The sequence below is a fragment of the Rhodococcus sp. 06-156-4 genome, assembly GCF_002259345.1.
Classification (GTDB): domain Bacteria; phylum Actinomycetota; class Actinomycetes; order Mycobacteriales; family Mycobacteriaceae; genus Rhodococcoides; species Rhodococcoides fascians_E.
On record NZ_NPGB01000006.1, the window covers coordinates 47,550 to 74,033 of the forward strand.

General features: G+C 64.1%; 22 protein-coding genes. 7 read left to right on the forward strand and 15 right to left on the reverse strand.

Translation table 11 applies throughout. The annotated features are described in order from the left end of the window. Window positions 1-42: 42 nt before the first annotated feature. The gene (locus CH290_RS02740) at window positions 43-795 is read right to left on the reverse strand and encodes an SWIM zinc finger family protein (RefSeq protein ID WP_020113146.1); all 753 of its coding nucleotides are present in this window, start codon (window positions 793-795) and stop codon (window positions 43-45) included. Next, window positions 795-3,611: a DEAD/DEAH box helicase gene (locus tag CH290_RS02745; RefSeq protein ID WP_033190359.1), complete on the reverse strand. Its 2,817-nt coding sequence runs from the start codon at window positions 3,609-3,611 to the stop codon at window positions 795-797. Before CH290_RS02745 ends, CH290_RS02740 begins: the two co-directional genes overlap by 1 nt. A gap of 142 nt (window positions 3,612-3,753) precedes the next feature. Here CH290_RS02745 and CH290_RS02750 point away from each other — a divergent pair, with 142 nt between their 5' ends. The 3 genes from CH290_RS02750 (at window position 3,754) to CH290_RS02760 (ending at window position 6,278) form a co-directional block, all read left to right on the forward strand. Further along, window positions 3,754-4,659, forward strand: coding sequence for an NADP-dependent oxidoreductase (locus CH290_RS02750; RefSeq protein ID WP_019667242.1), 906 nt, complete (start codon window positions 3,754-3,756; stop codon window positions 4,657-4,659). A gap of 115 nt (window positions 4,660-4,774) precedes the next feature. Further along, window positions 4,775-5,443 carry an HNH endonuclease family protein gene (locus CH290_RS02755; protein ID WP_033190597.1) on the forward strand — a complete coding sequence of 223 codons (669 nt, stop codon included), beginning with the start codon at window positions 4,775-4,777 and terminating at the stop codon, window positions 5,441-5,443. A 16-nt stretch (window positions 5,444-5,459) separates the two neighbouring features. Further along, on the forward strand, window positions 5,460-6,278 hold the full coding sequence (locus tag CH290_RS02760) for a shikimate 5-dehydrogenase (RefSeq protein ID WP_033190358.1): 819 nt from the start codon (window positions 5,460-5,462) through the stop codon (window positions 6,276-6,278). 172 nt (window positions 6,279-6,450) lie between these two features. On the opposite strand, the gene CH290_RS02765 is transcribed toward CH290_RS02760, so the two are convergent. The 4 genes from CH290_RS02765 to CH290_RS02780 all read right to left on the reverse strand — a co-directional run bounded on the left by CH290_RS02765 (window position 6,451) and on the right by CH290_RS02780 (window position 11,552). Next, complete coding sequence (locus CH290_RS02765; protein WP_052083243.1) at window positions 6,451-7,326, reverse strand: LysR family transcriptional regulator; 876 nt, start codon at window positions 7,324-7,326, stop codon at window positions 6,451-6,453. A 2-nt stretch (window positions 7,327-7,328) separates the two neighbouring features. Then, window positions 7,329-8,831 carry a carboxyl transferase domain-containing protein gene (locus CH290_RS02770; protein WP_033190357.1) on the reverse strand — a complete coding sequence of 501 codons (1,503 nt, stop codon included), beginning with the start codon at window positions 8,829-8,831 and terminating at the stop codon, window positions 7,329-7,331. Then, a complete protein-coding gene (locus CH290_RS02775) occupies window positions 8,828-10,027 on the reverse strand; it encodes a CaiB/BaiF CoA transferase family protein (protein ID WP_020113139.1) in 1,200 nt (399 codons plus the stop codon). Before CH290_RS02775 ends, CH290_RS02770 begins: the two co-directional genes overlap by 4 nt. A gap of 151 nt (window positions 10,028-10,178) precedes the next feature. After that, the gene (locus CH290_RS02780) at window positions 10,179-11,552 is read right to left on the reverse strand and encodes an SLC13 family permease (RefSeq protein WP_033190356.1); all 1,374 of its coding nucleotides are present in this window, start codon (window positions 11,550-11,552) and stop codon (window positions 10,179-10,181) included. A gap of 194 nt (window positions 11,553-11,746) precedes the next feature. On the opposite strand from CH290_RS02780, the gene CH290_RS02785 reads away from it, so the two are divergent. Then, a complete protein-coding gene (locus CH290_RS02785) occupies window positions 11,747-12,445 on the forward strand; it encodes a FadR/GntR family transcriptional regulator (RefSeq protein ID WP_094620608.1) in 699 nt (232 codons plus the stop codon). A 465-nt stretch (window positions 12,446-12,910) separates the two neighbouring features. Here the strand turns inward: CH290_RS02785 and CH290_RS02790 are convergent, their stop codons facing one another. The 8 genes from CH290_RS02790 to eltD form a co-directional block, all read right to left on the reverse strand. Next, on the reverse strand, window positions 12,911-13,411 hold the full coding sequence (locus CH290_RS02790) for a ribose-5-phosphate isomerase (protein WP_019667193.1): 501 nt from the start codon (window positions 13,409-13,411) through the stop codon (window positions 12,911-12,913). Between the two features lie 3 nt (window positions 13,412-13,414). Next, the gene (locus tag CH290_RS02795) at window positions 13,415-15,139 is read right to left on the reverse strand and encodes a dihydroxyacetone kinase family protein (protein WP_033190354.1); all 1,725 of its coding nucleotides are present in this window, start codon (window positions 15,137-15,139) and stop codon (window positions 13,415-13,417) included. Window positions 15,140-15,147: 8 nt separating this feature from the next. Continuing rightward, window positions 15,148-16,263 carry an ABC transporter ATP-binding protein gene (locus tag CH290_RS02800; protein ID WP_019667191.1) on the reverse strand — a complete coding sequence of 372 codons (1,116 nt, stop codon included), beginning with the start codon at window positions 16,261-16,263 and terminating at the stop codon, window positions 15,148-15,150. Next, complete coding sequence (locus tag CH290_RS02805; protein ID WP_033190353.1) at window positions 16,264-17,388, reverse strand: ABC transporter ATP-binding protein; 1,125 nt, start codon at window positions 17,386-17,388, stop codon at window positions 16,264-16,266. Next, window positions 17,389-18,255 carry a carbohydrate ABC transporter permease gene (locus CH290_RS02810; protein WP_033190352.1) on the reverse strand — a complete coding sequence of 289 codons (867 nt, stop codon included), beginning with the start codon at window positions 18,253-18,255 and terminating at the stop codon, window positions 17,389-17,391. A gap of 4 nt (window positions 18,256-18,259) precedes the next feature. Continuing rightward, window positions 18,260-19,207, reverse strand: a complete 948-nt coding sequence (locus CH290_RS02815; protein WP_019667188.1) for a carbohydrate ABC transporter permease — start codon at window positions 19,205-19,207, stop codon at window positions 18,260-18,262. 24 nt (window positions 19,208-19,231) lie between these two features. Next, window positions 19,232-20,608 carry an ABC transporter substrate-binding protein gene (locus tag CH290_RS02820; RefSeq protein WP_052062007.1) on the reverse strand — a complete coding sequence of 459 codons (1,377 nt, stop codon included), beginning with the start codon at window positions 20,606-20,608 and terminating at the stop codon, window positions 19,232-19,234. Between the two features lie 65 nt (window positions 20,609-20,673). Then, entirely contained in the window at window positions 20,674-21,765 is a 1,092-nt protein-coding gene (gene eltD / locus CH290_RS02825; protein ID WP_033190350.1) for an erythritol/L-threitol dehyrogenase, read from the reverse strand. A gap of 174 nt (window positions 21,766-21,939) precedes the next feature. Between eltD and CH290_RS02830 the strand changes: the two genes are divergently transcribed. Further along, window positions 21,940-22,971: a sugar-binding transcriptional regulator gene (locus CH290_RS02830; RefSeq protein WP_051104989.1), complete on the forward strand. Its 1,032-nt coding sequence runs from the start codon at window positions 21,940-21,942 to the stop codon at window positions 22,969-22,971. After that, entirely contained in the window at window positions 22,968-23,738 is a 771-nt protein-coding gene (locus CH290_RS02835; protein ID WP_019667184.1) for an SDR family NAD(P)-dependent oxidoreductase, read from the forward strand. The genes CH290_RS02830 and CH290_RS02835 overlap by 4 nt, the downstream gene beginning before the upstream one ends. Here CH290_RS02835 and CH290_RS02840 read toward each other — a convergent pair. Beyond that, window positions 23,723-25,204 (reverse strand): FGGY-family carbohydrate kinase, encoded by a 1,482-nt coding sequence (locus CH290_RS02840; protein WP_094739406.1) that lies wholly within the window; start codon window positions 25,202-25,204, stop codon window positions 23,723-23,725. The two genes, CH290_RS02835 and CH290_RS02840, sit on opposite strands and share 16 nt — an antisense overlap. A gap of 86 nt (window positions 25,205-25,290) precedes the next feature. On the opposite strand from CH290_RS02840, the gene CH290_RS02845 reads away from it, so the two are divergent. Beyond that, window positions 25,291-26,481, forward strand: coding sequence for a benzoate/H(+) symporter BenE family transporter (locus CH290_RS02845; RefSeq protein WP_019667182.1), 1,191 nt, complete (start codon window positions 25,291-25,293; stop codon window positions 26,479-26,481). Window positions 26,482-26,484: the final 3 nt, after the last annotated feature.

Consider the following 26,484-nt stretch of genomic DNA (forward strand, 5'->3'; position numbering starts at 1 on the left):
TCCTATAGTCGGACTTCCATGTATGTCCAGCACGTGAGCGGGTCAGAGCCGGTCGTACAACGCCCGCAGCTCGGCAACAGCCCGGCTGACCTCGGCCTCGTTGGACCCGTCGGCTCGGAAGACCTTGCGCAGGATCAGCGGGTCCAGGTCGTCCATCGCCGGCGCCGACGTCGGTTTCGGAAGAGCCGGCAGTCTGGCGTCGTCCCCGAACCAGTCGCCGGAATCGAGTTCGTCGTCGCCGTCACCGACGCCCTCGATCAGTTGATCCAAATCGACGCCGCGGAGCGTCAGAATTGTCGCGGCGGACGCATCGACGTGTTCGGCGGCGATGTACATCAAGGCAGCCGCATGCTTGCACGGCCAACCGTCGTCGGGGCAGGTGCAGTCGAAGTCCAGCTGACCGCGGTCGTGCGGAAGAAGAATCGACGCCAGTGCCTGTGGGATCGAGTTGGACGCCAGTTCGGCCAACATTCCTGGGTTGGATGCGACGCGGCTCATCAGCGCCGAGATCTGACCGTCGGTCAGCGGATCGACGGTGATCGACGCCGAGAACGGTTCCAGCTGGCTGCCCTGAACCTCGCCGTAGATCTGGCCGCGTTCGACACCGAGATTGAGCACCTGGCCCTGTCGCGCGTACGTCCGGCCACGGGCGATTCTGCCCGGATCGGCCAGGTCCTCCATGGCGGTGACGAAGTGCCTCCCCCACCAGGTCTGACCGAATGCACCGCGCTTGTTGCGGGACTCGATGCCGCCCTTGGCTTTCCGACGCTTGCCGTACTGACTGAAGTCGACCATCACTCACCTACCGCGTCTTCGCTGAGACGGAACAGTTCGTGCAGTTCTGCGGTATCCATCTCGGTCACCCAGTTCTCGCCGGTGCCGACGGCGAGATTCGCGAGGTCTTGTTTGGAGTGCAACATCGAATCGATGCGCTCCTCGACCGTTCCGACACAGAGCAGCTTCTGCACCGAGACGTTCTTGCGCTGGCCGATCCGGAAGGCGCGGTCGGTCGCTTGGTTCTCGACCGCCGGATTCCACCAGCGGTCGAGGTGCACGACGTGGTTGGCCGCGGTGAGGTTCAACCCGGTTCCACCTGCCTTGAGCGAGAGCATCATGATCGGTGGGCCGCCGTCGGCTTGGAAGGCCTCCACCATCGCATCACGCTTCGATTTGGTGACGCCGCCGTGCAGGAACGGCACGGCGGTGCCGAACCTTTCCGCGAAGTACGGCGCGACGATGTCGCCGAACTCCCGAAACTGCGTGAACAGCAACGCTTTCTCGTTCTCCCCGAGGATCGAATCGAGCATGTCCTCGACGAGGCCGATCTTTCCGGAGCGATGGTGCCCGCGCTTGAGCACCGGCGAGCCGTCCGACAGGAAGTGCGCTGGATGGTTGCACACCTGTTTCAGCCTCGTCAGCGCAGACAGCACGGCGCCCTTGCGCTTCATCCCCTTGGCGTCGGCGATCTGGGCCATCATCTCGTCGACGACGGCCTTGTACAGGCCCGCCTGCTCGGCGGTGAGGTTCGAGCGCACCGTCATCTCGTTTTTCTCCGGAAGATCGGAGATGACGGCGGGATCGGTCTTGACCCGTCGGAGAATGAACGGAGAGGTGATGGCGCGCAGGCGTGTCACCGCGTTCTCGTCTTTCTCGCGTTCGATGGGAACGGAGAAGCGCTTGCGGAAATCCGTTGGTCTGCCCAGCATTCCAGGGTTGGCGAAGTCGAGGATCGAGCGGAGCTCGTCCAGTCGGTTCTCGACGGGAGTTCCGGTGAGGGCGATCTTGTGCTCGGCCGGAATGGCGAGAGCCGCCTTCGCCTGCCCCGTACCCGAGTTCTTGATGTGCTGCGCTTCGTCGAGCACGACCCGACGCCACGTCCGCTCCGCCAACTGCGCCCGATCGCGCGCCATCAGTGCATACGTCGTCACGACGAGATCGTGCGCGGAAATGGCGTCTCGAAGTTCGTCACCGCTCAACCGCGCCGCACCGTGGTGAACCATCACGCGTAGGCCGGGGGTGAACTTCGCGGCTTCGCGCTGCCAGTTTCCGACGACCGACATCGGCGCCACCAGAAGCGTCGGCGTCGTACTCCGTTCGTGCGCGAGCAAGGTGAGGACCTGCAGAGTCTTGCCGAGCCCCATGTCGTCGGCGAGTACCGCTCCGAGTCCCAGCCTGCTCATGAACGCCAGCCACTCCACACCACGCTGCTGGTACGGCCGCAGGGTTGCGTTCACGCCCGGTGGAAGCGGAATCGGCTCCGGGCTCGCTCCCGGCTCGAGCAGCGCCTTCGCCCATCCCGTCGCCCGGATGTCCTGAACGGACGCCGGAGGCGGATCGGCAAGGGTCATCTCGCGCATCAGCTTGCCGAGCGGGGTCCCGTCGCCGTGGTGCTCGGCGACGTATTTGGCGGCGCGGGCGAGTTGACCACCGTCGGCGAGCACCCACTGCCCGCGCAGACGCACCAGGTCACCCTTGGATACGGCCAGGCGGTTCATCTCGGCCTCGGTGAGGACCATGTCGCCGAGCTGAAGTTGCCAGTCGTAGGAGACCAGTTCCTCCATGCCGACGGCTCGGTCGGCGGCGGCCTTGGTCACCGCGGGTGATTCCACCCGCAAGCGCATCGACGGATCCAGCCGCGTCCATGCCCGGGGCAGCAGCACCGTCGTTCCGGTCGCCTGCAGTGCCGTCGCGCCGTGCTCGACGAGATCGATCACCACCGACGTGGGCAGCAGGAGATCGAGCGTGCCGTCCTCCGATGGCAGATCCCGCAGCCGCGGGTACGCCGCCACGGCCTCGCCGAGCTTGCGCACGGCTGTGGAGAGCAGGGTCGCGTCGACGCGGCGGTTCATCGGAACCGGCACGGGCGCTTCGCCGTCGGCGCGCAGACACACCTGCAAGGTCCAGAACGCTTCGCCGAAATCCGCAGCATCTTCGGTCTCGTCGTCGGTGGGTTCGAGCAATCGCAGTACCAGCGACGGCTCGTCGACGGTGAGGGTTTCCCGCCACTTCTCCAGCAGAGTCGACGCCTGCTGAGTGCCTTCCACGTAGGGGTCGTCCAGAACGAGGGCCGACAGCAGCGGGTGTTCCGGAAAGGGTCTGCCCAGCACCGACCTGACGATGGGATCGGTCAGCTCGGCCAGCATGTCGTCCAGGATTGCCTTGGGTCTGTGGGCCGCACGCTGCACGGACGGCATGGCCGCGGCGAGTTCGCTGGCCCAGGCCCGTTGGCGCTCCCCGCCCACCAGACGCCACCTCGGCCACCACGTCCCTTCCAGTCGGACGAGCGAGGGTACGACTCTGCCTGCGCGCGCCCACCGCTCGATGCCGTGCGCGACGTGCGCCAGATACTGCAGATCACCTGCGATCAGCGGATGCGGCGTGATCCTGAGCAGCAGGTCGGCTGCATTGAACGGCACGAGCGCGATCGCGGGAACGCTGGCCGTCGGGGGCCGCCCCCCGTCGGTCGGCGGGAACGTGACCTCGACTCGGTGACGAAACGGTCTGCCGAGTACCTGCGCGAGCGCGGCAGGTAGAGCGGGCTCCGTACCGGTGGTGACCTCGTCGTCCCACAGCGCCAACCCGCTGCCGGGAGACCAGAGACCGTGAAGCACTCGTCCATCCAACCAGGGTGCTCGGTTACGGATGGGCGTGGTGTGCCGGTTGCCGCACCGTGCGCGGGGTCCGTGCGACGCCGACGGGCGAGAAATGGCACACCTCGCCCACCGACTACCGGACATTTGGCACAGTGGATGAATGATCGCTTATGGGTTCAGTGAGTACGGAGGTCCCGAAACCGAGTATTTCCTCGACGTGCCGATTCCAGACCCCGGACAGGGACAGGTGCTGGTAGCGGTGCATGCAGCCGGGGTGAACCCTGCCGATTGGAAGGTGCGGGCCGGCAACCGCAAGGACACCGTACAAACGTCCCTACCGGCAGTTCTCGGCCGTGAGGTGTCCGGCACGGTGGTTCAGGTCGGTACTCATGTGGACGGTTTCTCGGTGGGCGATCGAGTGTTCGGATCCACCGCGGCCGGTCACGGCGGGTACGCGCAGTACACGGTGCTGAACGCGTCCAGCGCCGCACACAAGCCCGATGCCGTGACGTTCGCCGCCGCCGCCACGCTGCCGGTCGCGGCAGGTACGGCTTACGACGGTGTCGACCAGCTGGGCCTCGCGAGCGGTTCGACGTTGCTGGTACTCGGCGCGGGCGGCGGGGTCGGTTCCGCCGTGCTGCAGATAGCCAAGGCGCGCGGTCTGAACACGATCGGCGTGGCCGGCACGGGCAAGCAGGAGTGGGTGTCCGGCCTCGGGGCTCGTTTCGTCCCCTCCGGCGAGCACTTCGCCGACGCCGTGGACACCGTGGTGGACGGCATCTTCGATCTCGTCGGCGGGGACACATTGAAATCGGCGGTATCGCTGACCAAGCCCGACGCACCTGTCGTCAGCGTCGCGGATCCCGTGCTCGCGACGTCCCTGGGCGGGTCGGGCGTACACCGCAGGCGAACCACGGAGGCGTACGAGGCCGTGGCCGAGCTGGTGGCCACCGGTGTGCTGACACCTCGGATCGACCAGACCTTCCCGCTCGAGCGGGCAGGTGAAGCGCTCGCGACGGTGGAGAGCGGCCACGCAACCGGCAAGGTGATCATCGAAGTCGGCTGAGCAATCACTGTCGGTGGGGTGCGGCACAATCGTGTCCGGATAGACCGAGTACGACGATTGGGCGTGTGTGAAGAAGCTGCGTGTGGCGCTGCTGTTGCTGGTGGCCGCTTTGGCCATGACTGCATTCGGGTCCTGCGACAGAGCGTCGATTCCAGGTTTTTCGCCGCCTCCCCCGGCGCCGGGTAGTCCCACACGAGTGCAGATCGAGGATCTACTTGCACGGGTTCAGGTGGTCGCGGACAGGCCCGACAACCCGGGATACGAGCGGGGCTGCAAAAGCGGGGAGGGCTGCGTGTTCGGTCCGGCGTGGACCGACGATTACGACGGGCCCGGCGGTCACGACGGCTGCGGTACCCGCGACAACGTCCTGGCGCGTTCCCTCACCGAGGTGACGTTCCGCGACGGGACTCGGAACTGCGTGGTCACGTCGGGGGTTCTCGCGGACCCGTACTCCGGTGAGTCCGTCGAATTCGTCAAGGCCGACGCAGGCAAGATCCAGATCGACCACGTCTACCCACTGTCCGCGGCCTGGGACATGGGCGCGAACGCATGGACACCGAACAAGCGAGTCCAGTTCGCCAACGACATCGACTTCAACCTCCTTGCCGTGAACGGGCCCGACAATCAGTCGAAGAGCGACTCCACTCCAGCGCAGTGGCTACCACCCAACGCCGCGTACCGATGCTTCTACGCGGGCAAGTACCTGTCCGTCGCGGCGCAGTACGCGCTGCCGATCACACAGGCGGACCAGCGCGCGCTCTCGTCGGTGGCGCAGAACTGCTGAGAGTAAAGTCCGAACGATGTCCTCGCGCAGCTTCCTCGACCGTGAAACACAACTGTGCATGTCGCTCTCCGGTCGCCCGAGCAACATCGGTACCCGTTTTCACAATTACCTCTACGACGAACTCGATCTGAACTTCGTCTACAAAGCCTTCACGACGACGGATCTCGCTGCCGCGATCGGAGGCGTCCGCGCTCTCGGAATCCGAGGGTGCGCAATCTCGATGCCGTTCAAGGAAGACGTCATCGCATCGATCGACGTGATGCACGATTCCGCGAGCGCCATCGAATCGGTCAACACCATCGTCAACGAGAACGGCATACTGCACGCGTACAACACCGATTATCAGGCAGTCGCGAATCTGCTTGCGTCATCAGGCTTCTCCACCGACTACACGGTTTCGGTGACCGGTAGCGGAGGAATGGCCAAAGCCGTCGTTGCAGCACTTCGTGATTCGGGATTCACCCGAGGCACCGTCGTCGCCCGCAACGAGGTCACCGGTCCGGCTCTGGCCGCCGCCTACGGATACGAGTGGTCTGCCCGCACCGTCCAGGCCGACCTGCTCGTCAACGTCACCCCCGTCGGAATGGCGGGCGGCCCCGACGCCGATGCCTCGCCATACTCCGACGAGCAGATCCACGGCGCCCACGCAGTGTTCGACGTAGTCGCCATGCCGTCGGAAACACCGTTGATCGTAAAAGCCCGGGCCGCAGGCAAGCCCGTCATCACCGGCGCCGAGGTCATCGCACTTCAGGCCGCCGAGCAATTCGTCCTCTACACCGGCATCCGGCCGACGAACGAGCAAATCCAGCGAGCATCCGAATTCTCGCGGAGCTAGCCCAACGACCGTGCAGGGTTGGCCTGGGGAACGCTTGATATTCGCACTCCATCACACGGTGACTTCAGGACAATCGAACGTAACGTCCGTGCAGGCTGGAGCCTGTATCGAGGCTATCGGGCCGATCGATTCCGAAACAACGCCCTCGGTAGTCCGCATGGTCGGTATCCCCCTACACGTAGGTACCGCGATTCCGGGGCAACTCCCAACGAAAGTGTCGTTCGATGTAATCGTTCAGCGCGGTTGTCGGGGCGTCGGCGGGCCCGGAGTGTTCGACGACGAAATCGACCGAGGGAAGCTCGGGAAGGCGAGTGGCTTCTTCCAGACCACCAGGAATCGACGTGGACGCGTACACGCTGTACCCCACGCCCGCGAGTGACGCCAGGTGGGCCTCGCGGCGCGAGCACACCTCGGTCGGTGTTCGATAGTCGTAGCCGCCGAGATTCAGCACCTCGATTGCCGCGTCGCGGACCCAAGTGGGTGGGAGATAGACGACGACGGACTCGCGGGAGCGGGAAGGACATCTCGAGTGAGGAGCCCGAGCCCATACGAGTCGGTCGTGACCGACGACGGTGCCGGCGGAACTTGCAGGTCGACAAGCCATCAGTGCGGAGTCGATGTCGTGCGTGCCGAGACGACGCCGGAGTTGCTGGGCGTCGTCGTCGACCACGAGTTCCAGCGTGACATCGGGGTGTTCTTGTCCGAAGTTGCGAAGCACTACCGGAACAGGCCCCGCCAGTAGATCCTCGGTTGTCCCGAATCGAACACTGCCGGACGCACGAGGTGCGGAAAAGAAGGTGGTTGCTGCCTCGTGCGCCGCGAGTATCCGTCCTGCATGTTCGGTCAGGACACCACCCGCGGCCGTCGTCGTCACCCTTGTTCTCCGTCCGGAAGACCGAAGAAACAAGGTTTGCCTCGTTGCGTGTTCCAGCCGAGCTACATGACCGCTGACCGTCGACTGACGCAGACCGAGGGTGTCGGCCGCAGCCGTGAACGAGCCTGTACGTTCGACTGCGAGGAACGTTCTGAGGAGGATCGGGTCGAGCATGTTCAGGTAGTTGCCGACGTGCAGCCGATTCGGTTGAACCGTTTTTCTCGCGTGATGCGCCGCATCTCCGGGTCTTGCCCGACCAGGTCGGCGAGTTCGCGATGAAGAGCGACCCCGACTCGATCGCAGAATTGTTGCGATTCTTCTGCGGCATCCGGCAATTCGGGAATGACGAGGTCGACGATTCCCGCGTCGAACAGATCCAGTGATCGCACTCCTTGCTTGGTCGCCATGTCAGCGGCGTGCGCGATGTCGCGGTGAACTATTGCGCTTGCCCCCTCCGGAGGCAACGGCGAAAGCCATGCGTGTTGGGCCGCCAGCACGCGGTCGGCCGGCACGAGCGCAAGAGCCCCTCCGCCGGTCCCCTGGCCCAGAAGCAACGAGACGGTCGGGGTGTCCAGATCGACCATATCGGCTATGCACCTGGCTATTTCACCGGCCAATCCGCCTTCCTCCGCCTCCTTGGACAGAGCCGCCCCCGCGGTGTCGATCACCGTGACAAGTGGGAGTTCCAGATCCTGCGCAAGTCGCATACCGCGTCGCGCCTCGCGCAGAGCCGCAGGACCGAGCGGCGTCGTCGCCGTTTGGGTCCGACGATCCTGACCGAGCAGGACGCACGGCATGTCACCGAAACGTACCAGCGCGAGAATCAACCCGGGGTCGGCTTCACCCTGACCGGTTCCATTGAGCGGCAACACGTCCGCTGCGGTGTTGAACAAAAGTTCGCGAACTCCCGGGCGGTCCGTCCTACGCGATGCGAGTACGGACGTCCATGCCGGTACGTCGTCGATTCTCCATTCCGGCGTATGGGAAGTGCGCGCACGGCAGGAGGGCGGGTCGGAAATGATGCGCAGTGCACGATCGACTATTTCGGCGAGTTGCTCGGGCGCTCGGATCGCGTCGACGAGACCGTGTGCCTGGAGGTTTTCCGAGGTCTGCACGCCCGCGGGGAACGCGGCATCGTAGAGCGCCTCGTAGACGCGTGGCCCGAGAAAACCGATCAGGGCACCTGGTTCGGCGACGGTGACGTGACCGAGAGAACCCCAGGACGCGAAAACCCCTCCCGTGGTGGGATTTCTCAAGTAGACGATGTAGGGCAGGTGAGCGGCCTTGTGTGCGGTGATGGACGCAGTTATCTTCACCATTTGCAGGAACGCCACGGTGCCCTCCTGCATCCGCGTCCCACCCGATGTCGGAAGCGCGAGAAGCGGTAGCCGCTCCGCAGTGGCCCGGTGCACTGCAGTCACGAGCCGCTCGCCCGCAGCCACACCGATCGAACCCGCCAGGAACGAGAATTCGCACACCAGAATGGCGACTCTGCGGCCCCGGATAGTGGCGGATCCTGTGATGACGGATTCATCGAGCCCGGTCTTTTCGCGGGCCGCTGCCAATTCCTCGGCGTACGTCTCGTCGACGACGTACTCGACGGCAGGTGTATCCCATGAGTCGAAACTGTCTGTGTCGACGACGATGTCCAGCAGTTCGTGCGCTGTCATTCTGGTCATCGGATCGCTTCTTTCAGCCATGCTCGGACGAGTTCGTCGTCGGCACCGAGGACCGGCGGGGCAAGGTGGCGGGTTTCGGTGACCTCGGTGCCGTCCGATTCGAAGAAGCGCAGGGGTGGTCCGGGGAGCGTGACGGTTCCCAGCGTTTCGTGTTGGACGTCGACCAGCAGACCTTGAGATTTGGTCTGCTCCCACTCGTAGACTTCCTGCAGGTTGCGTACTTTTCCTGCGGGAACACCGATCTCGTCGAGAAACTTCAACAGAGGTTCGGTCTCGTAGGTTCCGAAGATCTTCGATACCAGTTCGATGACCTCGAGACGCGACTCGACGCGCTGTGGGTTGGTTGCCATGCCTTCCAGATCAGGGTCGATGCCGAAGCCGTCGCAGAACCGGTGCCACAGTCCTTCGCTGCCTACTGAAATCTGAACTGCACCGTCCGCGGTGGGAAAGAGGCCGTAGGGACAGATGGACGGGTGATGATTCCCCTGCGCCTGACCTACCTCGCCCGCAACGGTCCATTTCGTCCCCTGAAAGGCGTGCACACCTACGATGCTGGCCAGCAACGAGGTTCGTACCACCTTGCCGCGTCCGGTGCGATCACGCTCGCGAAGTGCTGCGAGAACACCGAAGGCTCCGTACATGCCGGCGAGGAGATCGGCGATCGGGATTCCGACCCGCTGGAGATCGTCGGGTCCGGAGCCGGTCAACGACATCAGACCCGCCTCACCTTGCGCGATCTGGTCGTACCCCGAACGCCCGCCTTCTGGGCCGTCGTGCCCGAATCCGGTGATCGAGAGCACCACGAGACCGGGGTTGATTTCGGCCAAACGAGCGGGCGAGAATCCGAGCCGGTCCAGTACGCCGGTCCGGAAGTTTTCCAGCAGCACGTCGGCCTGCTCGATCATGTCGTGCAATGCCTCTCGGCCGTCGTCGGTCTTGAGATCGAGGGCGATCGATCTCTTGTTCCGGTTGGCCGACAAGAAGTACGTCGACTCGCGATCCACGCCCTCCGGGGCGACGAACGGTGGGCCCCAACCTCGGGTGTCGTCGCCGCCTTTCGGAGTTTCGACCTTCACGATGTCGGCGCCGAGGTCCCCCAGCATCATCGACGCGTGCGGTCCGGCAAGGGCGCGCGTCAGATCGATGACCACCGTTCCTTCGAGTGGTCCGGTTCTGCCTGTCGTGTTGAGCGGCATCGAAATCAACTTCTTCCGGGTGCGAGAGCGAGAGGTACCCTTGGCCTAGTGACCCAGTGGCCTAGCCAATTTAATTGGACCAGCGATGCGGATGGATGTCAAGAATGTGTCCGCGACGCTTTCGGTAGGTCGCGACACACTGCGGAGGCCGCTACAGCCAACCGGGCACTACCAGCAGTCCCCAGGCAATGATCGGACCGAGTACCACAACGAGGGCGCTGTACTTCAGGATCTGTTTGTAGAACACGTCCTTGTCGATGCCTTGTGCGTTGGCCAGGACAAGAGCTCCGTTGGTCGAGAATGGGCTGACATCGACGATTGTCGAGGAAATGGCAAGTGCGACAATGACTCCCACGGCGCCTACTTCGCCGGCGAGCAGGAATGGGACCGCGAGCGGAATGGTGACACCGAGAATCGCGGTCGAGGAGGCGAACGCGGAAACAATGGCACCGATATAGCACAGAAGCAACGCGACGAGGAGAGGTACTCCGATTCCCGCTACCGCGTCACCGACATACCCGACCGTTCCGGCTTTCTGTAGCACCCCGACAAATGTGAGCACACCGCCGATCAGGAGGACCGTCGACCAACTGATCTGATTGATCGCCCCTTTCTGCGCCTTCGGCGAGGCCAGAGCAAGGACTACCGCAACCGTCATGGAGATGAAACCGACATCCAGGTCCAGGATCAGCGAGAGCACCGCCAAGGACGCCAGGCCGATGAGCGTCAGAATCTGATCGAAGGTGACGGCCTTGACCGCAGTCGCCAACGGCGGGGCGTTCTCGACCGTCACCGTCTGGCCCGAAGGCTTCGGCGTACTCGATCCGAACCCACGCATGACCGTCGAGCGGCGTGCACCACCGCCGACCCCGCCTGTGTCGCCGTCGGGACGGGTGCCGTCGTCGTCGTGCACGCTGCGGCCGATCAGCGAGCGACCACCCAGGAACACGAACAGGGCGGCACCGATTGCAGCATTGAAGATGAAGCTACCGAGGAACAGTGTCAGCGGGCTGTTGGTGAGTCCGGCGTCGGCGGCGATGCCGTTGACCGTGACTCCGTAGATACTGATCGGCGAGAAGCCGCCGGCCTGAGCTCCGTGAATGACCATCATGCCCATGAGCAGGGCGTTGATCTTGTAGCGGGCAGCGAATCCCAGCGCAATCGGAGCCACGATGGCGACCGCGGCGGGCCCGAGTGCCCCGATCGACGTGAGCACCGCGGTGATGCCGAACATCACCCATGGAATCAGGGCGACGCGCCCCCCGACCAGACGTACGGCACCCCGGACAAGTAAGTCCACTGTGCCGTTGTTCTGCGCTATCGCGAACAGGTAGGTGATCCCGACCAAGGTCAGAAACAAACTGCTCGGGAATCCGCCGATGATCTCGTCGGTACCCATACCCACGGCGAGGGTTCCGACGAAGAACGCTGCCACGAAGCCCAGCGCACCCATGTTGACGGGGAACACCGTGGCTGCGAGGAACATGACAACAAGAGCAAGGATTGGAATCAGCTCGGTCGACATCGAGGTCTCCGGTTCATCTGTGGCGTCACCGAAGCGGTTGCTTCGGCTGCGCAGTGGCCAATTGGACTAGCCACTGGGTCAATAAGGACTCAACCAGTGAAGTGGATCACTTGTCAACCCTCGATGTGCTCGTCGTTACTACCGAGCGGTCCGTTAAACTTGCAGGCCTAGAGGAACAGAGAGCGAGTGACACAGTGGCTGAGCAAATTCGCCCGGTGGCCAGGCCGCGGCTGTACGAAGTGATCGTCGAACAGCTCTGTGCACACATCGTCGATCGCGACATGAAGCTCGGCGATCGACTTCCCGCCGAACGCGAACTCGCTGCACAACTCGGCGTCAGTCGAGCATCCCTCAGCCAGGCACTCGTCGCTCTCGAGGTTCAAGGCATTCTGTCCGTGCGCCATGGCGACGGAGCAGTACTGGTTCGACGCCCGGTGGGAGATATCGCAATTCGTGCACTACGCGAGCATGCCGACCGACTTCCGGAGGTTATCGAAGCCCGAGAAGCGCTGGAAGTGAAACTAGCGGAATTGGCCGCACAGCGTCGCAGCGACGCGGAGATGGCTGCCATCGATCACGCACTGTCCGTGATGGCGACCGAGATCACCGGCGGCGACCGCGGCGTGTCAGGCGACGAGATGTTTCATCGCGCTATCACCGACGCTGCACATTCCCCTCTCCTCGCACGCCTCATGGGCGAAATCGCGGAACTGATCCGCGAAACACGCATCGAATCCTTGTCGCAATCCGAGCGACCGAAAGCATCGCTCGAAGGCCACCGCCGAATCGCCGAAGCAGTACGAGCGCAGGATCCGACCACGGCAGGCAGAGCCATGGCCGACCACATCCGCCTCGTCTCCGACGTTGCACTACTGCGAACCAGCGAGGCATGAGGTAGACCTCCGCGCACTGCACCACCGACCGAAACGCTCGTGACACGGTCGAACCCACACCGATGGTCTGGTGGCCGTCGATTCCGGCAGACCAGGCGAGATCGGTGACTTCCGAAGTATTAAAAGGTCTCCCGGGGCAGCTCTGTACGGGTGTTCGTAACCGGGACGAGTCCACGGGCGGCCGCACCAATCGTCTAACCGTACAGTCGACTCCTCGCAGTCCAACCGATCTGGTGCGCAGCGTTGTGGGCCTTGTTCGAGGCGATCAGCATGCGTCCTGTCGGGCAATGGACCATCGGCTGCGCACTGCTCGCGTCGATCGAAATACCAAGTCTCGTCGTCTACATCCGACTGCCCACGGTTCGCTGCGCACGGCAGGAATAGGTTGCCAAAAATCCTTGAGGGTCGTTCGAGACCCTCTGCGCGACGGCGGGTTTGCCGCCCCGCCGTCGCATCCAGTTCTACTCAGTCGCACACCGCTTTCGCTGCGTCCTCCGCGGTTGCGAGGGAACCGGTTTCGTATTCTCCGATTGCCGCGACCTTCGCTGCTGATGCCGATGTCGGGTCGAAGGTGTAGCCCAGCCATTCCCTTGCCAGGCGACGCGCGAGTTCGATTCCGATGACACGCTGGCCCATGCACAGCACCTGGGCATCGTTGCTGAGTACGGCACGCTCGACCGAGAAGCTGTCGTGTGCCGTGACGGCCCTGATACCGGGAACCTTGTTGGCGCTGATGGCCACTCCGAGACCGGTGCCGCACACCAGCAGCGCACGGTCGGCCGACCCGTCGGCGATCATGCGTGCCGCGGTGACGGCCACGTGCGGGTAGGCGGTGTGCTCGTCGGTTCCGACGCCCACGTCGGCGACCGATTCGACTCGATCGTCCTTCTCCAGATCGGCCAACAGTGCTTGCTTGTACTGCAGTCCGGCGTCGTCGCATCCGACGACGATTCTCAGCTTGCTCATGATCTACAGTCCTTGCTTCGTGAAGAGTTCGGCGACGGTGGCGACGCACATGCTGAGCGACACCGCGCCCGCGTCGGGGGTCCCGACGCTTTTCTCGGCCAGGGGACGTGCTCGTCCCACCTTCGGACGGAGTTCCGCGGTGCGCTGCGCAGCGTCACCCGCCACGTTCACTGCGTCGGACCACGCAGTCCGCCAGTCACTTCCGCCGGCAACGGCTTTCTCGACGGCCCCGACGAACGGGTCGAGAGCGTCGAGCATTGTCTTGTCTCCCAGCGATGCACCGCCCAGGGATGTCAGGGCGTCGTACCCTGCTCGCAGTGCTTCGGCGACGGCCGCGTCGTCCGGTACGCCGTTGTTGCCCAGTCTGTTTCCGATGGCTGTCAGTGCGGCACCCCACAACACTCCGGAGGTTCCACCTGCTTTCGCTGCCCATGCCGAGCCTGCGGCCGCGAGCACCGATCCGGTGCCGCCGTCTCGGTTGACGGCATCGTCCGCGGCTTCACGTGCAGCAGCCGTACCCTTCACCATTCCTCGGCCGTGGTCGCCGTCTCCCGCGACGGCGTCGATGCGGCCGAGTTCGTCCTCCGCAGCAGCCATTCGCTCCGCCAGGGCTTCGAGGGACGATGCCACGAACCGAGCGCACTCCCGCGAATGCTCGTCGGACTCCGGCATTACCGCGGACGCAGCCTCGGCCACGTCGTCGGCCGACCGACGCTCCCCGGTATCGCCGGCGACAACTCCCTTGCGATAGGCGGGAGTGTCCGCCGGCGCGGTCCAGAACCTCTCGAGTTCGTCGTCGAGCCACATGACGGTGAGCGAGCAGCCTGCCATGTCGAGGCTCGTGACGAGTTCCCCCACTTCCGGGTCGACGACGGTGTATCCGTGCTCGCGCAGCCGACGCGACACCGTCTGCCACACGACGAACAGTTCCTCGTACTTGGTTCGGCCGAGCCCGTTGAGGATCACCGCGATGCGCTCGCCGCTGCCTTCGGGCTTCTCGGCGAGCACGCCATCGACGAGCAGGTCCGCAAGCTCGGCGGCAGTCGGCATGTCGTGGGAGGACACCCCCGGCTCTCCGTGAATACCGAGACCGAGATCCATCGTCCCCTTCGCCACCGTGAACAGTGGGTCCTGGGCACCGGGCATCGTGCAGCCGTCGAAGGCCACGCCCAGCGTGCGGGTGGCGTCGTTCGCGGCGATTCCGACCCGCTCGACACCGTCCAGGTCGTATCCCTCGTCGGCAGCGGCCGACGCGCACCGGAACACCGTGAAATCACCGGCGATGCCGCGCCTCTTGGCGATCTGATCCTTCGGTGCGCTGGCGATGTCGTCGGTGACCGCGAGGTACCGGGCGTCGATTCCCTCGGCGCGCAGCTTCTGCACCGCGAGACCGAAGTTCATGACGTCGCCCGCGTAGTTGCCCGTCGTCAGCAGCACTCCCCCGCCGCGCTCGACTGCACGCGCCACCGACGCGGCATCGTCGGCCGACGGCGAGGTGAAGATGTTTCCCACCACGGCACCGTCGGCGAATCCACGACCCACCACTCCGCAGAACGCCGGATAGTGCCCGGACCCGCCGCCGACGACAACCGTGGCCTTGCCCTCGGGTGTCGCTGTCGCGCGCACCACCCCGCCGGGGACACCGACGACGTACCGCGAGTTGGCGTCGAGGAATCCGTCGAGCATGTCCTCCATGAACGACGCTGGATCGTTGAAAAGCCTTGTCATGACTGGTCCTATCGGAGTCTGAGACCGGATTCGCGGTCGAACAGGTAGATGCGTTCGGCCGGAGCGGAGAGCGCGCATCGATCGTGGCTGCGGTAGCTTTCGCGTGCGGGGGTCTGCACCAGAAGTTCGCCGCCGCCTGCGACGGAAATTTTCGCCTGGCCGAACTCCATCAGGTGCTCGAAGTAGTCCACCGACGCCGCAATCTGCCCGTCACCGGCCACGCCCGCGACGATCGACGCGTCCTGCGGGCGGATACCGACCTTGACGGATGTGCCGTCGGAGACATCGGTGACGTTCACCGACAGTGTGCCGTCCCCGATTTCGACGACACTGGACGTTCCCGAACGACGGACGACACCGTCGAGAACGTTGATCTGCGGCTCGCCGACGAACCCTGCGACGAACAGATTGGCCGGATCGTCGAACACTTCGTCCGGAGTGCCGAACTGCTGAATGACTCCGCCGTCCATGACCGCCAAGCGGTCCGCGAGGCTGAGCGCCTCGACCTGGTCGTGGGTGACCACGATCGTGGTGTACCCGAACTCGCGCTGCAACATCTTGAGTTCGCGTCGAACTCGTTGGCGTGCAGAGGCATCGAGGTGCGAGAGCGGCTCGTCGAGGAGCAGCACCGGAGGGTTCCGAACGAGGGCCCGCGCCAATGCGACGCGCTGCTTCTGGCCACTCGACAGTCCTGCCGGACGCAGCTCGAGTAGATCCTCCATCTCGAGCCTGCGAGCGATGGAGTTCACGAGCTCGTCGGCACCCTTGACCTTGCGTGCCTTCAACCCGTACGCGAGGTTCTCACGAATGGACAGCGGCGGGTACAGCGCGTAACTCTCGAATCCGACCCCGACCTCACGTTTTCCGGGCGGAAGGTCCGTGATGGTCCTGTCGCCGATGCGGATCTCTCCACTCGTGACCGTCTCCAGGCCCGCGATCATCCGCAGAGTCGTGGTCTTGCCGCATCCGGACGGGCCGAGGAGCGCAATCAGTTCACCGGGCTCGATGGTGAGATCGATGCCCTTGACGGCCTTGAATTCTTCCCGCCCACGCGACGAGTAGGTCTTGACCAGGTTGTCGAGCGTCAGGCTCTGCGCGACGGTCGTGGTGTGTACGGCAGTCATCTACTGCTCCTTGCTGTCTGCCGCGCCCAGGCGACGAGTTTCGACGTCCGACGCCCCGTCGGTGCCGTCGAAGATGTGGATGTCCGACGCGTCGACCGACACGGTCACCGTCGCACCTTCGGTGATGTGACGTCCGCCCTTCGACAACGCGATGAGAGTGGTTCCGCCGAGATCGACGGACACCTCGACGTCGCGTCCGAGACGTTCGGCGAGTACGACGGTGCCCTCGAAGTTCACCTTCCCCGGCTGCGTCGACGCCTGCGCGAGCACGTCGACGTCGCAGGGCCGAATGCCGATGCGCGCGTTGTCCCCTCTCGACAGCATTGCCGGAGCGGACACCTCGATGCTGCTTCCCAGCACGCGCAGCGATCCGTCGTCGACGGTTGCGTCGTAGAGGTTGATCTCGGGCTGACCGAGGGCCTTGGCGACGAACGTGTCCGCCGGTGTACGCCAGATGTTCTCGGGAGTATCGACCTGGACCACACGCCCCTCGCGGAGGATCGCGATGCGATCTCCCAGGGCGAGGGCTTCCTGATAATCGTGGGTGACGTAGACGGTGGTGGTCTTGGACATCTCACCCAACTGCCTCAGTTCGACGCGCATGGCCGCACGAAGCTTCGCATCGAGGTGCGAGAGGGGCTCGTCCAGCAGGTAGACGTCGGCCGGACGGACCAGCACGCGACCGAGCGCGACACGCTGACGTTGACCGTTGGACAGCTCGCGCGGAAACCGCTTCAGCAGATGGTCGATACCGAGAGTCGTCGTCACGGACTTGATGCGTTCGGTCTGCTCGGCTTCGGTGTACTTGCCGGTGCGGCCGGACTTCAGCGGCGATGCCAGGTTCTCCGACACGGTCTTCTGCGGGTACAACGCGTAGCTCTCGAACGCCATCGCGACGTTGCGGTGGTACGGCTCCACAGCTGTCATGTCCGTGCCGCCGATGTGGACGGCACCTTCGTCGACCTCGACCAGTCCTGCAATGGACTTGAGCGTCGTGGTCTTGCCCGCCCCGGACGGACCGAGGATGACGAAGAACTCGCCGTCCGCGATGTCGAGATCGAGTCCGTCGATTCCGATCTTCTTGCCGTACTTCTTGCTCAGTCCTTTGACTGCAAGCTGTGCCATCTAGGATTTCACCGCCCCGAACGAGAGACCGCGAACCAGGTAGCGCTGAATGGTGAGCGCCAGGATCAGCGGTGGGAGTGCTGCGATGACTGCTGCCGCCGCAGTGAGGTTGTAGTAGGCCTGCCCGCCACCACCGAGATACTTGGTGATCGCGACGGTGACCGTGCTGGCGTTGCTGTCGGACAGGATGAGCGGGAAGACGTAGTTGTTCCACGCGAAGATGAAAGCCAGCAATGCAGCTGCAGCAATGCCGGGGCGCACCAAGGGGAGCGCGACCATGACGAATGCCCGCGAGCGGGTGTACCCGTCGAGAAGCGCGGCCTGTTCCAGATCCTCCGGCAGATCCTGGAAGTAGGAGCGCAGGATCCACACGACGAGCGGCATGGTCACCAACTGCAGCACCCAGATCATGCCGACCTTGGTGTCGAACAACCCGATCTGGTTGTAGATGACGAACAGCGGCACGATCACCATGAGCTCGGGCGCGAATCGGAACGAGAGCATCTGGAACATCAGATCGTTGCTGCCCTTGTACTGCCAGCGACCCGCCGCATAGGCGGCGGGGATACCGATGACGAGCGAGACGATGACCGCGCCGCCGCAGTTGATGAGGCTGGTGAGCAGAGACGACGTGAAATCGACGCTGGTGAGGTCGGTTCCGCGCTGGCTGAGCACGGTTCCGAAGTTCTCGAGCGTCGGCGTGAAGGAGAAGTACGTGCTCGTCTGCTCGGCGTCGGACTTCAGCGCCAGTAACACCATCCACACGATGGGGAACAGCGAGAACACGAACCACACCAGCAGTACGACGTCCGCGGCGACCGAGGCCGGGGTGAACCGGCGCTGCCCTGGAAGCAATTCCTTTGCCATGATGTCAGTTCTCCGCTCCAGCGGCGCGCCGCTGTGCTTTGCCGAGCACGCTCACGAGGAAGCGCGCGGTGATGAACACGAGGATCCACAGCAGGAACATGTAGGTGCTGCCGCGGGAGTAGTCGAGGTTGATGATCGAGTCCTCGAACGCACCGATCTGCAACGAACGGGTCGCGACACCCGGCCCACCGGCCGTCAGAACCCATGGCACGTCGAAGAACTTGAGGTTGTCCATGAAGCGGAAGATCACCGCGACGAGGATGTACGGCCACAGCATCGGCAACATGAGCCGGCGGAACATGTAGAACCAGCTCGCGCCGTCGACCTCGGACGCTTCGAACGGTTCCTTCGGCAGGGAACGGATGCCGGCGAGAACGAGAATCGCGACGAACGGCGTGAAGATCCACAGGTCGACGAGGATCACCGAGAACAGCGCGTTCTGACTGCTCAACCAGTCGAACGTGTTGCCCAGTCCCAGAACGTGATTCAGCACACCGAACTGCGGGTTGAACATCAGCTTCCACACCACCGCGGCGATCACCGGCGCGATCATCAGCGGAAGGATCAGCACCTTCTCGAAGATGCGGCCGACGATCGACGACCGGTTGAGCAGCAGCGCGATGATCACGCCGATGACGGTCTCCACGATGGTCGCCACCACTGCGAACGTGCCCGTGACGCGCACGCTCGACCAGAACTGCGCGTCACCGAGAACGCTGGCGTAGTTGGCGAAGCCGACGAACACCGGGTTCGGGTTCACGGCAGCGTAGTTGAGGAACGAGTACCACGCGCCGACGAAGAACGGGTACAGAATTCCGACGACGATCAGGACGGCGGGAACCGACAACAGATACGGACGCAGCCGACGACGCCACCGCGGCACCTCGGGCTTGGCCGTGGAACCCGGAACAGGCGCGCCCGTCGAACGCGAAGGCTCAGTGCGCGTGGCCATGACGTACCTCTTTCTGAAAAGTCATCACAGGTTCACCTTCGAGGTGTTGGTTTTCGCCAGTCCGTCGAGCCGGGACTGAGCATCGTCGCCGCCGTAGATGTCCTGGAGTGCCGACGCCCAGTTCTGCGTGGTGTCGAAGAACTTCTTCTGCGGAGTGAACTGGATCTTCGACTGGTCGATCACGGTCTCGAACGTCTCGAGATAACCCGCTTGGTCGGCGACCTGGTCCTTGAAGACACCGTCGAACACGGACTTGCGAACCGGGTCGGCGTAGATCCCGCCCTGAACAGCTTTCGACATCGCTTCCTTGCCCGTGGCCCACTGCATGAACAGCCACGCTGCGTGCTTGTTCTTCGACATCGAGTTCATCGCCAGCGACCACGTCCACAGGTTCGTGGCGTAGCTACCGTCGGGACCTGCAGGACCGGGGTACCACCCGATGTTGCCTGCCTGTGCCGACGCACCCGGCTTGTTCTTCGGGTAGGTCGCACTGTCGGCGTCGAACACCATCATGGCTTTGCCGTCACCGAGATCACCGGTGGCGTTGGGGTAGTCGTAGGACGTCCACGACGTCGGTCCGGCCTTGTGCTGCATCTCGATCCACTTCTCGGTGAACGCAACTGCCTTCTCCGAGTTCATCCGGGCCTGCAACTCGCCGTTCTCGAAGACGTAGTCCTGCGCACCTTCACGCGTGAACTGGGTCATGAAGCCGGGGTGAATCGTCGCCCACGACTTGGACCCGCGAGTCGCGATTCCGTAGCGGTTCTGCGAACGATCGGTGAGGTCGATGGCCAGCTGCACGAAGTTTTCGAAGGTGTCCGGCAGGGTGATGCCGTTGTCGTCGAAGAACTTCTTGTTGTACGCAACGACGTTGTTCTCGAATCCCCACGGCAGCGCCCACTGACCACCGGTACCGAGCGGTGAGCCCTGCTCGAAATCCCAGCTGGTCGACGTGCGCAGACCCTCGTAGATGTCCTCGAAGTCGTACTCGGCGCTGGTGGCCGAACTGTTCTGCAACCAGGGGTTCAAGTCCTCGAGCCATCCGGGCGGGCCGTACTGCCAGATGAAGTACGCCCCCAGCATGAAGACGTCGTGTTTGCCGGTACCGCCGGCAAGTTCGGTGTTGAGCTTGGTGAAGTAGTCCGCCTCGGGCACCAGGTCCGCATTGACGGTGATGCCGGTCAGCTGTTCGAACTCGGCGAGCAGCGGTTGGAACGACTGCTGGTACGGATGCGGGGTCTGCAGGATGTTGAGGGTCGTACCCTCCACGGCCTTCCAATCGAACGACCCGCTCACCTCGCCGGCGCCGTTGACGGCGTTCACGCCACCTCCGACTCCGCAGGACGACAGAATCGGCACCGACGCTGCGGCGACGCCTGCCAGCCCCATCGCGCGGAGCATGTCCCGCCTCGAGAATTGACGATAAGTCATGGGTAAGTCTCCAAAGTGCTTCGTGCAGGAGCGAATCAGGACGGAATCAGCGAAACCTTGACCGACTCTGCGCCGCTTCCGACGAGGTCGAGACCCTTCTGGAAGTCAGCGAGGGGTAGTTGATGGGTGCAGATCTTGTCCATCGGCAAGACACCGGACTCGATCATGCGGATGGCTGCGGGCCAGCAGTACGGGCCGAGATGCGCGCCGAGAACGTCGAGTTCCTTGTCGTCGGAGATGATCGACCAGTCGACCGTGACATCGCTTCCGAAGACGCCGTATTCGACGTACGTGCCGAGCTTGCGAAGCAGGTTGAGTCCCTGCGGAACGGCAGTGGGATGTCCTGTCCCTTCGAGGTAGACGTCGGCGCCGTATCCGTCGGTGAGGTCCTTGACGATCTTCTCGGCATCCTCGTTGCGGATGTCGACGACGATGTCGGCGCCGCATTCCTTCGCGAGCGCCAGCTTCTCCGGCTGCATGTCGAGCGCGATGACATGCGCGGGGTTCTTCGCCCGTGCGCCGGCGATCATACCCAGGCCGATGGGGCCGCATCCTGCGACGACGACGACGTCGTCGAATGTGATCCCTACCCGCTCGACGGCGTGCAGCGAGCAGGACAGGGGCTCGGTGAATGCTGCGTGCGCGGCGGGGATATCCTTGGACACTTTGTGCACCAATGCTTCTGCGGGGTACACCATGTAGCTGGCCATTGCGCCGGGGGTGCGACGCTTGAATCCGTACAGGTCGTGCGGCGCGCACATGTGGTACTGGCCGCGCAGGCAGAAGCGACACTTCCAGCACGGCACGATCTGCTCCGACACCACACGGTCACCGACCGAGACGTTCCACCTGGCCGACGCCTCGTCGTCGATCACAACGATTTCACCCACGAATTCGTGACCGGGAATGACGTCGGTCTCGGCCCAGGCGGGTCGGTTCTCGTCGCCCCAGAACTTCGCTGCGCCGTGGTAGCACTTGAGGTCGCTTGCGCAGATCCCGACCGCCTCGACGCGAACCAGGGCTTCGCCGGGCCCGGGTACCGGTACCGGCACTTCCTCGAGCCGGTAGTCCTCCGGGCCGTGGCAGACCACAGCCTGCATCTTCTCCGGGATTGTCGTGTCCGGCATCTATGACTCCTCGTTCAGCAGTTTCGTGTCCGCGCGGTCGTCGCGGGTGAGGCGAGACATTGCCTGTCGGCGATGTGTTGGCGCTCACATTAACGAACAGGTATACATATGTCCAGAACGAATGTTCAGCAATTCAAACTCCGTGCACATATGTTCAGTGGGATACTTCCGACCATGGCGATCACAGGATCTGCGAGCGAGAACCCCCTGTCGGGCCAATCGGCCGACGGGAGCCACTTCGCGCCGACCTTGCTCTACACGGCGGCCAAGCTCTACTACGACGAGGACGCCACTCAGGCCGAGGTCGCCGCCAAACTCGGAACCAGCCGAGCGACGGTCAGCAGACTTCTCTCCGAGGCGAGGCGTCAGGGAATCGTTCGTATCGAGGTCGTGCCACCGAGCAACTACTCGCAGGACGATCTGGCGGACAGCGTTGCGTCCGCCCTCGGCCTCGAGTACGTCTACCTGTCGGCACCCCTGCCCCCGGCCACGCCGTCGAAACCGACGGTCGATCTCATGGGTCGCTACCTCGCTCCCGCAGTGTCCAAAGCACTCGCCGCGGTCGGGCTCGTCCCCGGCGACATCCTGTTGGTCTCCTCCGGCAGAACCGTGTACGAAGTGGCTCAGTTCGACCTGGACAGAATCCCGGGAATCCTGGTGGCTCCGACCGTCGGCGGCAACGACCAGCCCGAGGAGTGGTACCAGACGAACGAGATCACCAGACTGATCTCCAACAAACTCGGCGGACGAGCCAACTACCTGTTCGCACCCGCGCTTCCCGGTGCCGATCTGTACTCGATCATCCACTCGGACCCCGCAATTCAACGCGTGCTCGAACTCTGGCCCCAGGCCCGGTGCATCCTGATGGGCGTCGGGGCACCTCCCCTCCTGCGCTCCGACATACCCCGCTTCGTCCCGACCGACTCCGCATCACTGCGAGACTCTGTCGGCGACGTGTGCTCACGCTTCTACGACCGGGACGGAAACTCTGTCGAGTTCCCCGGCTCCGATCGTCTGATCGCGGTGGAACTGGATGCACTGCAGAAGATTCCGGTCGGGATCGCGGTGGCAGTCGGGTCGGACAAAGTGGTGCCGATCGTCAGCGGCGCGCGAGCGCACTTCTTCAATCGACTCGTCACGGACCCGGCGACCGCACAGGACATCCTGTCCCACATCACGACACTCGACGAGGAAGACACGGCATGACACCTACGATCGACCGATCCACGACTCCGAGCCTCGACGGCAAACGCGTGCTGATCACGGGCGCAAGTCGCGGCATCGGCGCCGACATCGCGCAGACGTTCGCCGCGGCAGGCGCGCGCCTCGTTCTCTCCGGTCGAGATCACGAATCGCTCGAAAGCTTCTCTCGCACACTCGACACCGAGACCGCCATCGTCGTCGCAGATCTGTCGACAGCAGCGGGTCCGGACACGCTCGCCGCCGACGCCGTCGACGCATTCGGCGGCGTCGACGTACTCGTCAACAACGCCGGAATCTCCTACCCGGAAACGGTGGACGCACTCGATACAGCGCACTTCGACGAAGTGATCCAGGTCAATTTGAGAGCCCCGTCGTTGCTCGCAGCGCGTATCGGCCGAGCAATGGCGGACGGCGACGGCGGATCCATCGTCACCGTCGCATCGGCCGCGGCACTACGACCACTCCCCGAGCACTACGCGTACTGCACGTCCAAAGCCGGACTCATCATGGCCACCAAAGTGCTCGCGCTCGAACTCGGTGGGCGAGGCGTCCGGGCCAACTCCGTCTGCCCCACAGTAGTTCTCACCGACATGGGCCAGAAGGTATGGGGCGACCCGGTGAAATCCGCACCGATGCTCGCGCGGATCCCCTCCGGCCGATTCGCCGAGCCGTCGGAGGTGTCGGCGACTGCGCTGTGGCTCGCCTCCGACGCGTCGGCGATGATCAATGGAATCGACATCCCGGTCGACGGCGGTTACCTGGTCAGTTGAGCGCCCGCGTGCACGATGTCTCGCGTCGCCGGGTAGAGCTGGAGCCAACTGGCATACAGGTCGTCGTACAGGGCGCGGTGTGCAGGATTCGGCGGCACCTCGGATGCCACGGTGGCCCAGTCGGTTTCGGGCGATACCTCCCCGACCCCGATAGCGGCCAGCAGGCCGTCACCGTAGCTCGCCCCGATGGCCTGCTCGGTGACGAGCTGCGTCTGTCCGGTGATGTCGCTGAGCGCCTGCGCCCACACCGGACTCCGCAGCCCACCACCCACGGCGACGGCTCGGTTGACCGGCGTGGCCGCGTCGTCGAACATCTCCAGAATCTGCCTGATACCGAAGGAGATTCCCTCGTACGCAGCCCGGAAGATATGACCTCGTCCATGCCGAAGAGTCAGTCCTGCCATCACACCGCGGGCATCGGCGTCGAACACCGGCGTTCGCTCGCCTGCGAGGTACGGCAGGATCAACAACCCCTCGGCCCCTGCTGGAACGGCCGATGCCTCACGCATCAGCTCCTCGAACGGCGCTCCACCGGTGAGTGTCCGAAGCCACGTGGTCAGTGAACCGGCGGTGGATGTTCCCGCCGCGAGTGCATACGTGCCTGCCTGCACTCCCGTGGTGGTCCACAGCGCAGAATTCGTGTGATAGTCCGCCAACACCTGCACCAGGAACATCGTCGATCCGTACATCAACATCAGATCACCCGGATGCCGCACTCCCACACTGAATGCCTCGGCGTACGCGTCGACAGTTCCCGCCACCACGGGCGTGCCGACAGGGATGCCGGACGCAGCACTGCCGCGCGCATCGACATGTCCGACGACCTCGCTCGGCCACGCCAACCTCGGCACCTCGAGTCCGCCCAGAACTCGGTCGATCCAGTCTGCGTTCCAACCGAATTCACGAACCGAGTAGAGAGGGTCGCACTGACTGGCCGTGTGATGGTCCTGCACGTACTCACCGGTGAGCTTGGCGACGATGTACGAATTGGATCCGTACCACCGTCTCGCACGATCGAACACCTCCGGCTCGTTCTTGCGAACCCACTCGATCTTCGGCCCCACTGCCTGACTGGACAACGATTTGCCACATCGCTCCAGAATGGCGTCGGCACCGAAATGCTCGGTGAGCTCCTCGATTTCGCACGAGGCCCGTGAATCGATCCCGTACAGGATCGCCGGCCGCACCGGACGCAGTTCGGAGTCGGTGAGCACCAGACACGGACCGACCCCACTGACACAGACGCCCGCGACCTCGGAACCCGACGGAACCCGGTTCATCAACGCCGATGCGATGACGCACACGTCACCCCACCAGACCGCATCCGCATCCACTTCCGCCCAGCCCGGGTGCGGTAACGACATCTCGTGGGCTCGCTGCTCCGAGGCGAGAACGTTTCCGTCGGCGGTGACGAGGACGCCCTTGCTGCTGCCGGTGCCCATATCGATTCCCACGAACAACTTCACGATTGCAACACTAACGGAGCACATCGGCCGCTGTGGCCGGTAAGCACGCATCCACGATTACCGGCGTACCCCCACACAGGGCATCATTGCTGTTCGTGGCAGAGCCGACCCGATCGACACCGAGCGCACTTCAACCGATCCTCGCGGGCATCGTCGCCGCGCTCGTCGGTTTCACCAGTTCGTTCGCCGTGGTGCTGACCGGTCTTCGCGCGGTGGGCGCGTCACCGACGGATGCAGCGTCGGGGCTCCTGGTGATCTGCGTGACTCAGGCTCTCGGAATGATCTACCTCTCCCGGCGGTATCGCCAACCCATCACCCTTGCCTGGTCGACGCCCGGTGCCGCGCTGCTGGCCGGGACAGGAGCGGTGGCCGGCGGGTGGCCCGCTGCCGTCGGCGCGTTTCTCGTCGTCGGCGCATCGGTGATCACCACCGGGCTGTGGCCGCGTCTCGGCGCACTGATCACGTCCATTCCCACATCTCTCGCGCAGGCGATGCTCGCGGGTGTCCTGTTGCCGCTGTGCCTGAAACCGGTAACTGCATTCGCCGCATCACCCGGGGCGATCGCACCGGTCATCGTGGTCTGGCTGGTGCTGCAGCGTTACTCTCCGCGGTGGGCCGTTCCCGCTGCATTCGGCACCGCAGCCGTGGTCATTGCCATTGATGTCGCTGTCGCGCAGCGTATTCCCCCCGCCGCGGACTTGATTCCGCACGTCGCCTTCACCGCACCGGACTGGACGTGGCAAGCAATCGTCGGGATCGCGCTGCCGCTGTACATCGTCACCATGGCATCGCAGAACATCCCGGGCGTCGCCGTCATGAAGTCCTACGGATACGACGTACCCTGGCGGCCCGCGATGGGGGTCACCGGCCTGGGAACGATGGTGGGCGCACCGTTCGGTGGGCACGCCGTCAACCTCGCAGCCATCAGCGCAGCCCTGGCCGCGGCGCCGCAGGCGCACCCCGACCCCCAGCGTCGCTGGATCGCAGCATCGTCGGCAGGCTGGTTCTACCTTCTCCTCGCAGCATGTTCGGCTGCCGTGGCGACTCTTGTGTCCGTTGCGCCTGCCGGTGTGGTCGAAACCGTTGCCGGACTGGCGTTGCTGGGCACGCTCGCCGCCTCGCTCGCCGGTGCCCTGAAAGACGAGAACGGGAGGGAGTCGGCCGTTCTCACGTTCGTGATCGCGGCGTCGGGCATCGGCATCTTCGGTATCGGCTCCGCCTTCTGGGCGTTGGTCGTCGGCCTCGTCGTTCGCTGGGTTCTGGCGCGCGGCCGATAGAGT

What these genes read in the sequence shown, in the direction of transcription:
- CH290_RS02770 (WP_033190357.1), bottom strand. Translation starts at nt 8,831, where the DNA reads ATGACCAGAATGACAGCGCACGAACTGCTGGACATCGTCGTCGACACA.
- CH290_RS02750 (WP_019667242.1), top strand. Translation starts at nt 3,754, where the DNA reads ATGATCGCTTATGGGTTCAGTGAGTACGGAGGTCCCGAAACCGAGTAT.
- CH290_RS02805 (WP_033190353.1), bottom strand. Translation starts at nt 17,388, where the DNA reads ATGGCACAGCTTGCAGTCAAAGGACTGAGCAAGAAGTACGGCAAGAAG.
- CH290_RS02795 (WP_033190354.1), bottom strand. Translation starts at nt 15,139, where the DNA reads ATGACAAGGCTTTTCAACGATCCAGCGTCGTTCATGGAGGACATGCTC.
- CH290_RS02775 (WP_020113139.1), bottom strand. Translation starts at nt 10,027, where the DNA reads ATGCCGCTCAACACGACAGGCAGAACCGGACCACTCGAAGGAACGGTG.
- CH290_RS02820 (WP_052062007.1), bottom strand. Translation starts at nt 20,608, where the DNA reads ATGCTCCGCGCGATGGGGCTGGCAGGCGTCGCCGCAGCGTCGGTGCCG.
- CH290_RS02800 (WP_019667191.1), bottom strand. Translation starts at nt 16,263, where the DNA reads ATGACTGCCGTACACACCACGACCGTCGCGCAGAGCCTGACGCTCGAC.
- CH290_RS02780 (WP_033190356.1), bottom strand. Translation starts at nt 11,552, where the DNA reads ATGTCGACCGAGCTGATTCCAATCCTTGCTCTTGTTGTCATGTTCCTC.
- CH290_RS02760 (WP_033190358.1), top strand. Translation starts at nt 5,460, where the DNA reads ATGTCCTCGCGCAGCTTCCTCGACCGTGAAACACAACTGTGCATGTCG.
- CH290_RS02830 (WP_051104989.1), top strand. Translation starts at nt 21,940, where the DNA reads ATGGCGATCACAGGATCTGCGAGCGAGAACCCCCTGTCGGGCCAATCG.
- CH290_RS02755 (WP_033190597.1), top strand. Translation starts at nt 4,775, where the DNA reads ATGACTGCATTCGGGTCCTGCGACAGAGCGTCGATTCCAGGTTTTTCG.
- CH290_RS02815 (WP_019667188.1), bottom strand. Translation starts at nt 19,207, where the DNA reads ATGGCCACGCGCACTGAGCCTTCGCGTTCGACGGGCGCGCCTGTTCCG.
- CH290_RS02765 (WP_052083243.1), bottom strand. Translation starts at nt 7,326, where the DNA reads ATGCTCGACCCGATCCTCCTCAGAACGTTCCTCGCAGTCGAACGTACA.
- CH290_RS02810 (WP_033190352.1), bottom strand. Translation starts at nt 18,255, where the DNA reads ATGGCAAAGGAATTGCTTCCAGGGCAGCGCCGGTTCACCCCGGCCTCG.
- CH290_RS02790 (WP_019667193.1), bottom strand. Translation starts at nt 13,411, where the DNA reads ATGAGCAAGCTGAGAATCGTCGTCGGATGCGACGACGCCGGACTGCAG.
- CH290_RS02740 (WP_020113146.1), bottom strand. Translation starts at nt 795, where the DNA reads ATGGTCGACTTCAGTCAGTACGGCAAGCGTCGGAAAGCCAAGGGCGGC.
- CH290_RS02835 (WP_019667184.1), top strand. Translation starts at nt 22,968, where the DNA reads ATGACACCTACGATCGACCGATCCACGACTCCGAGCCTCGACGGCAAA.
- eltD (WP_033190350.1), bottom strand. Translation starts at nt 21,765, where the DNA reads ATGCCGGACACGACAATCCCGGAGAAGATGCAGGCTGTGGTCTGCCAC.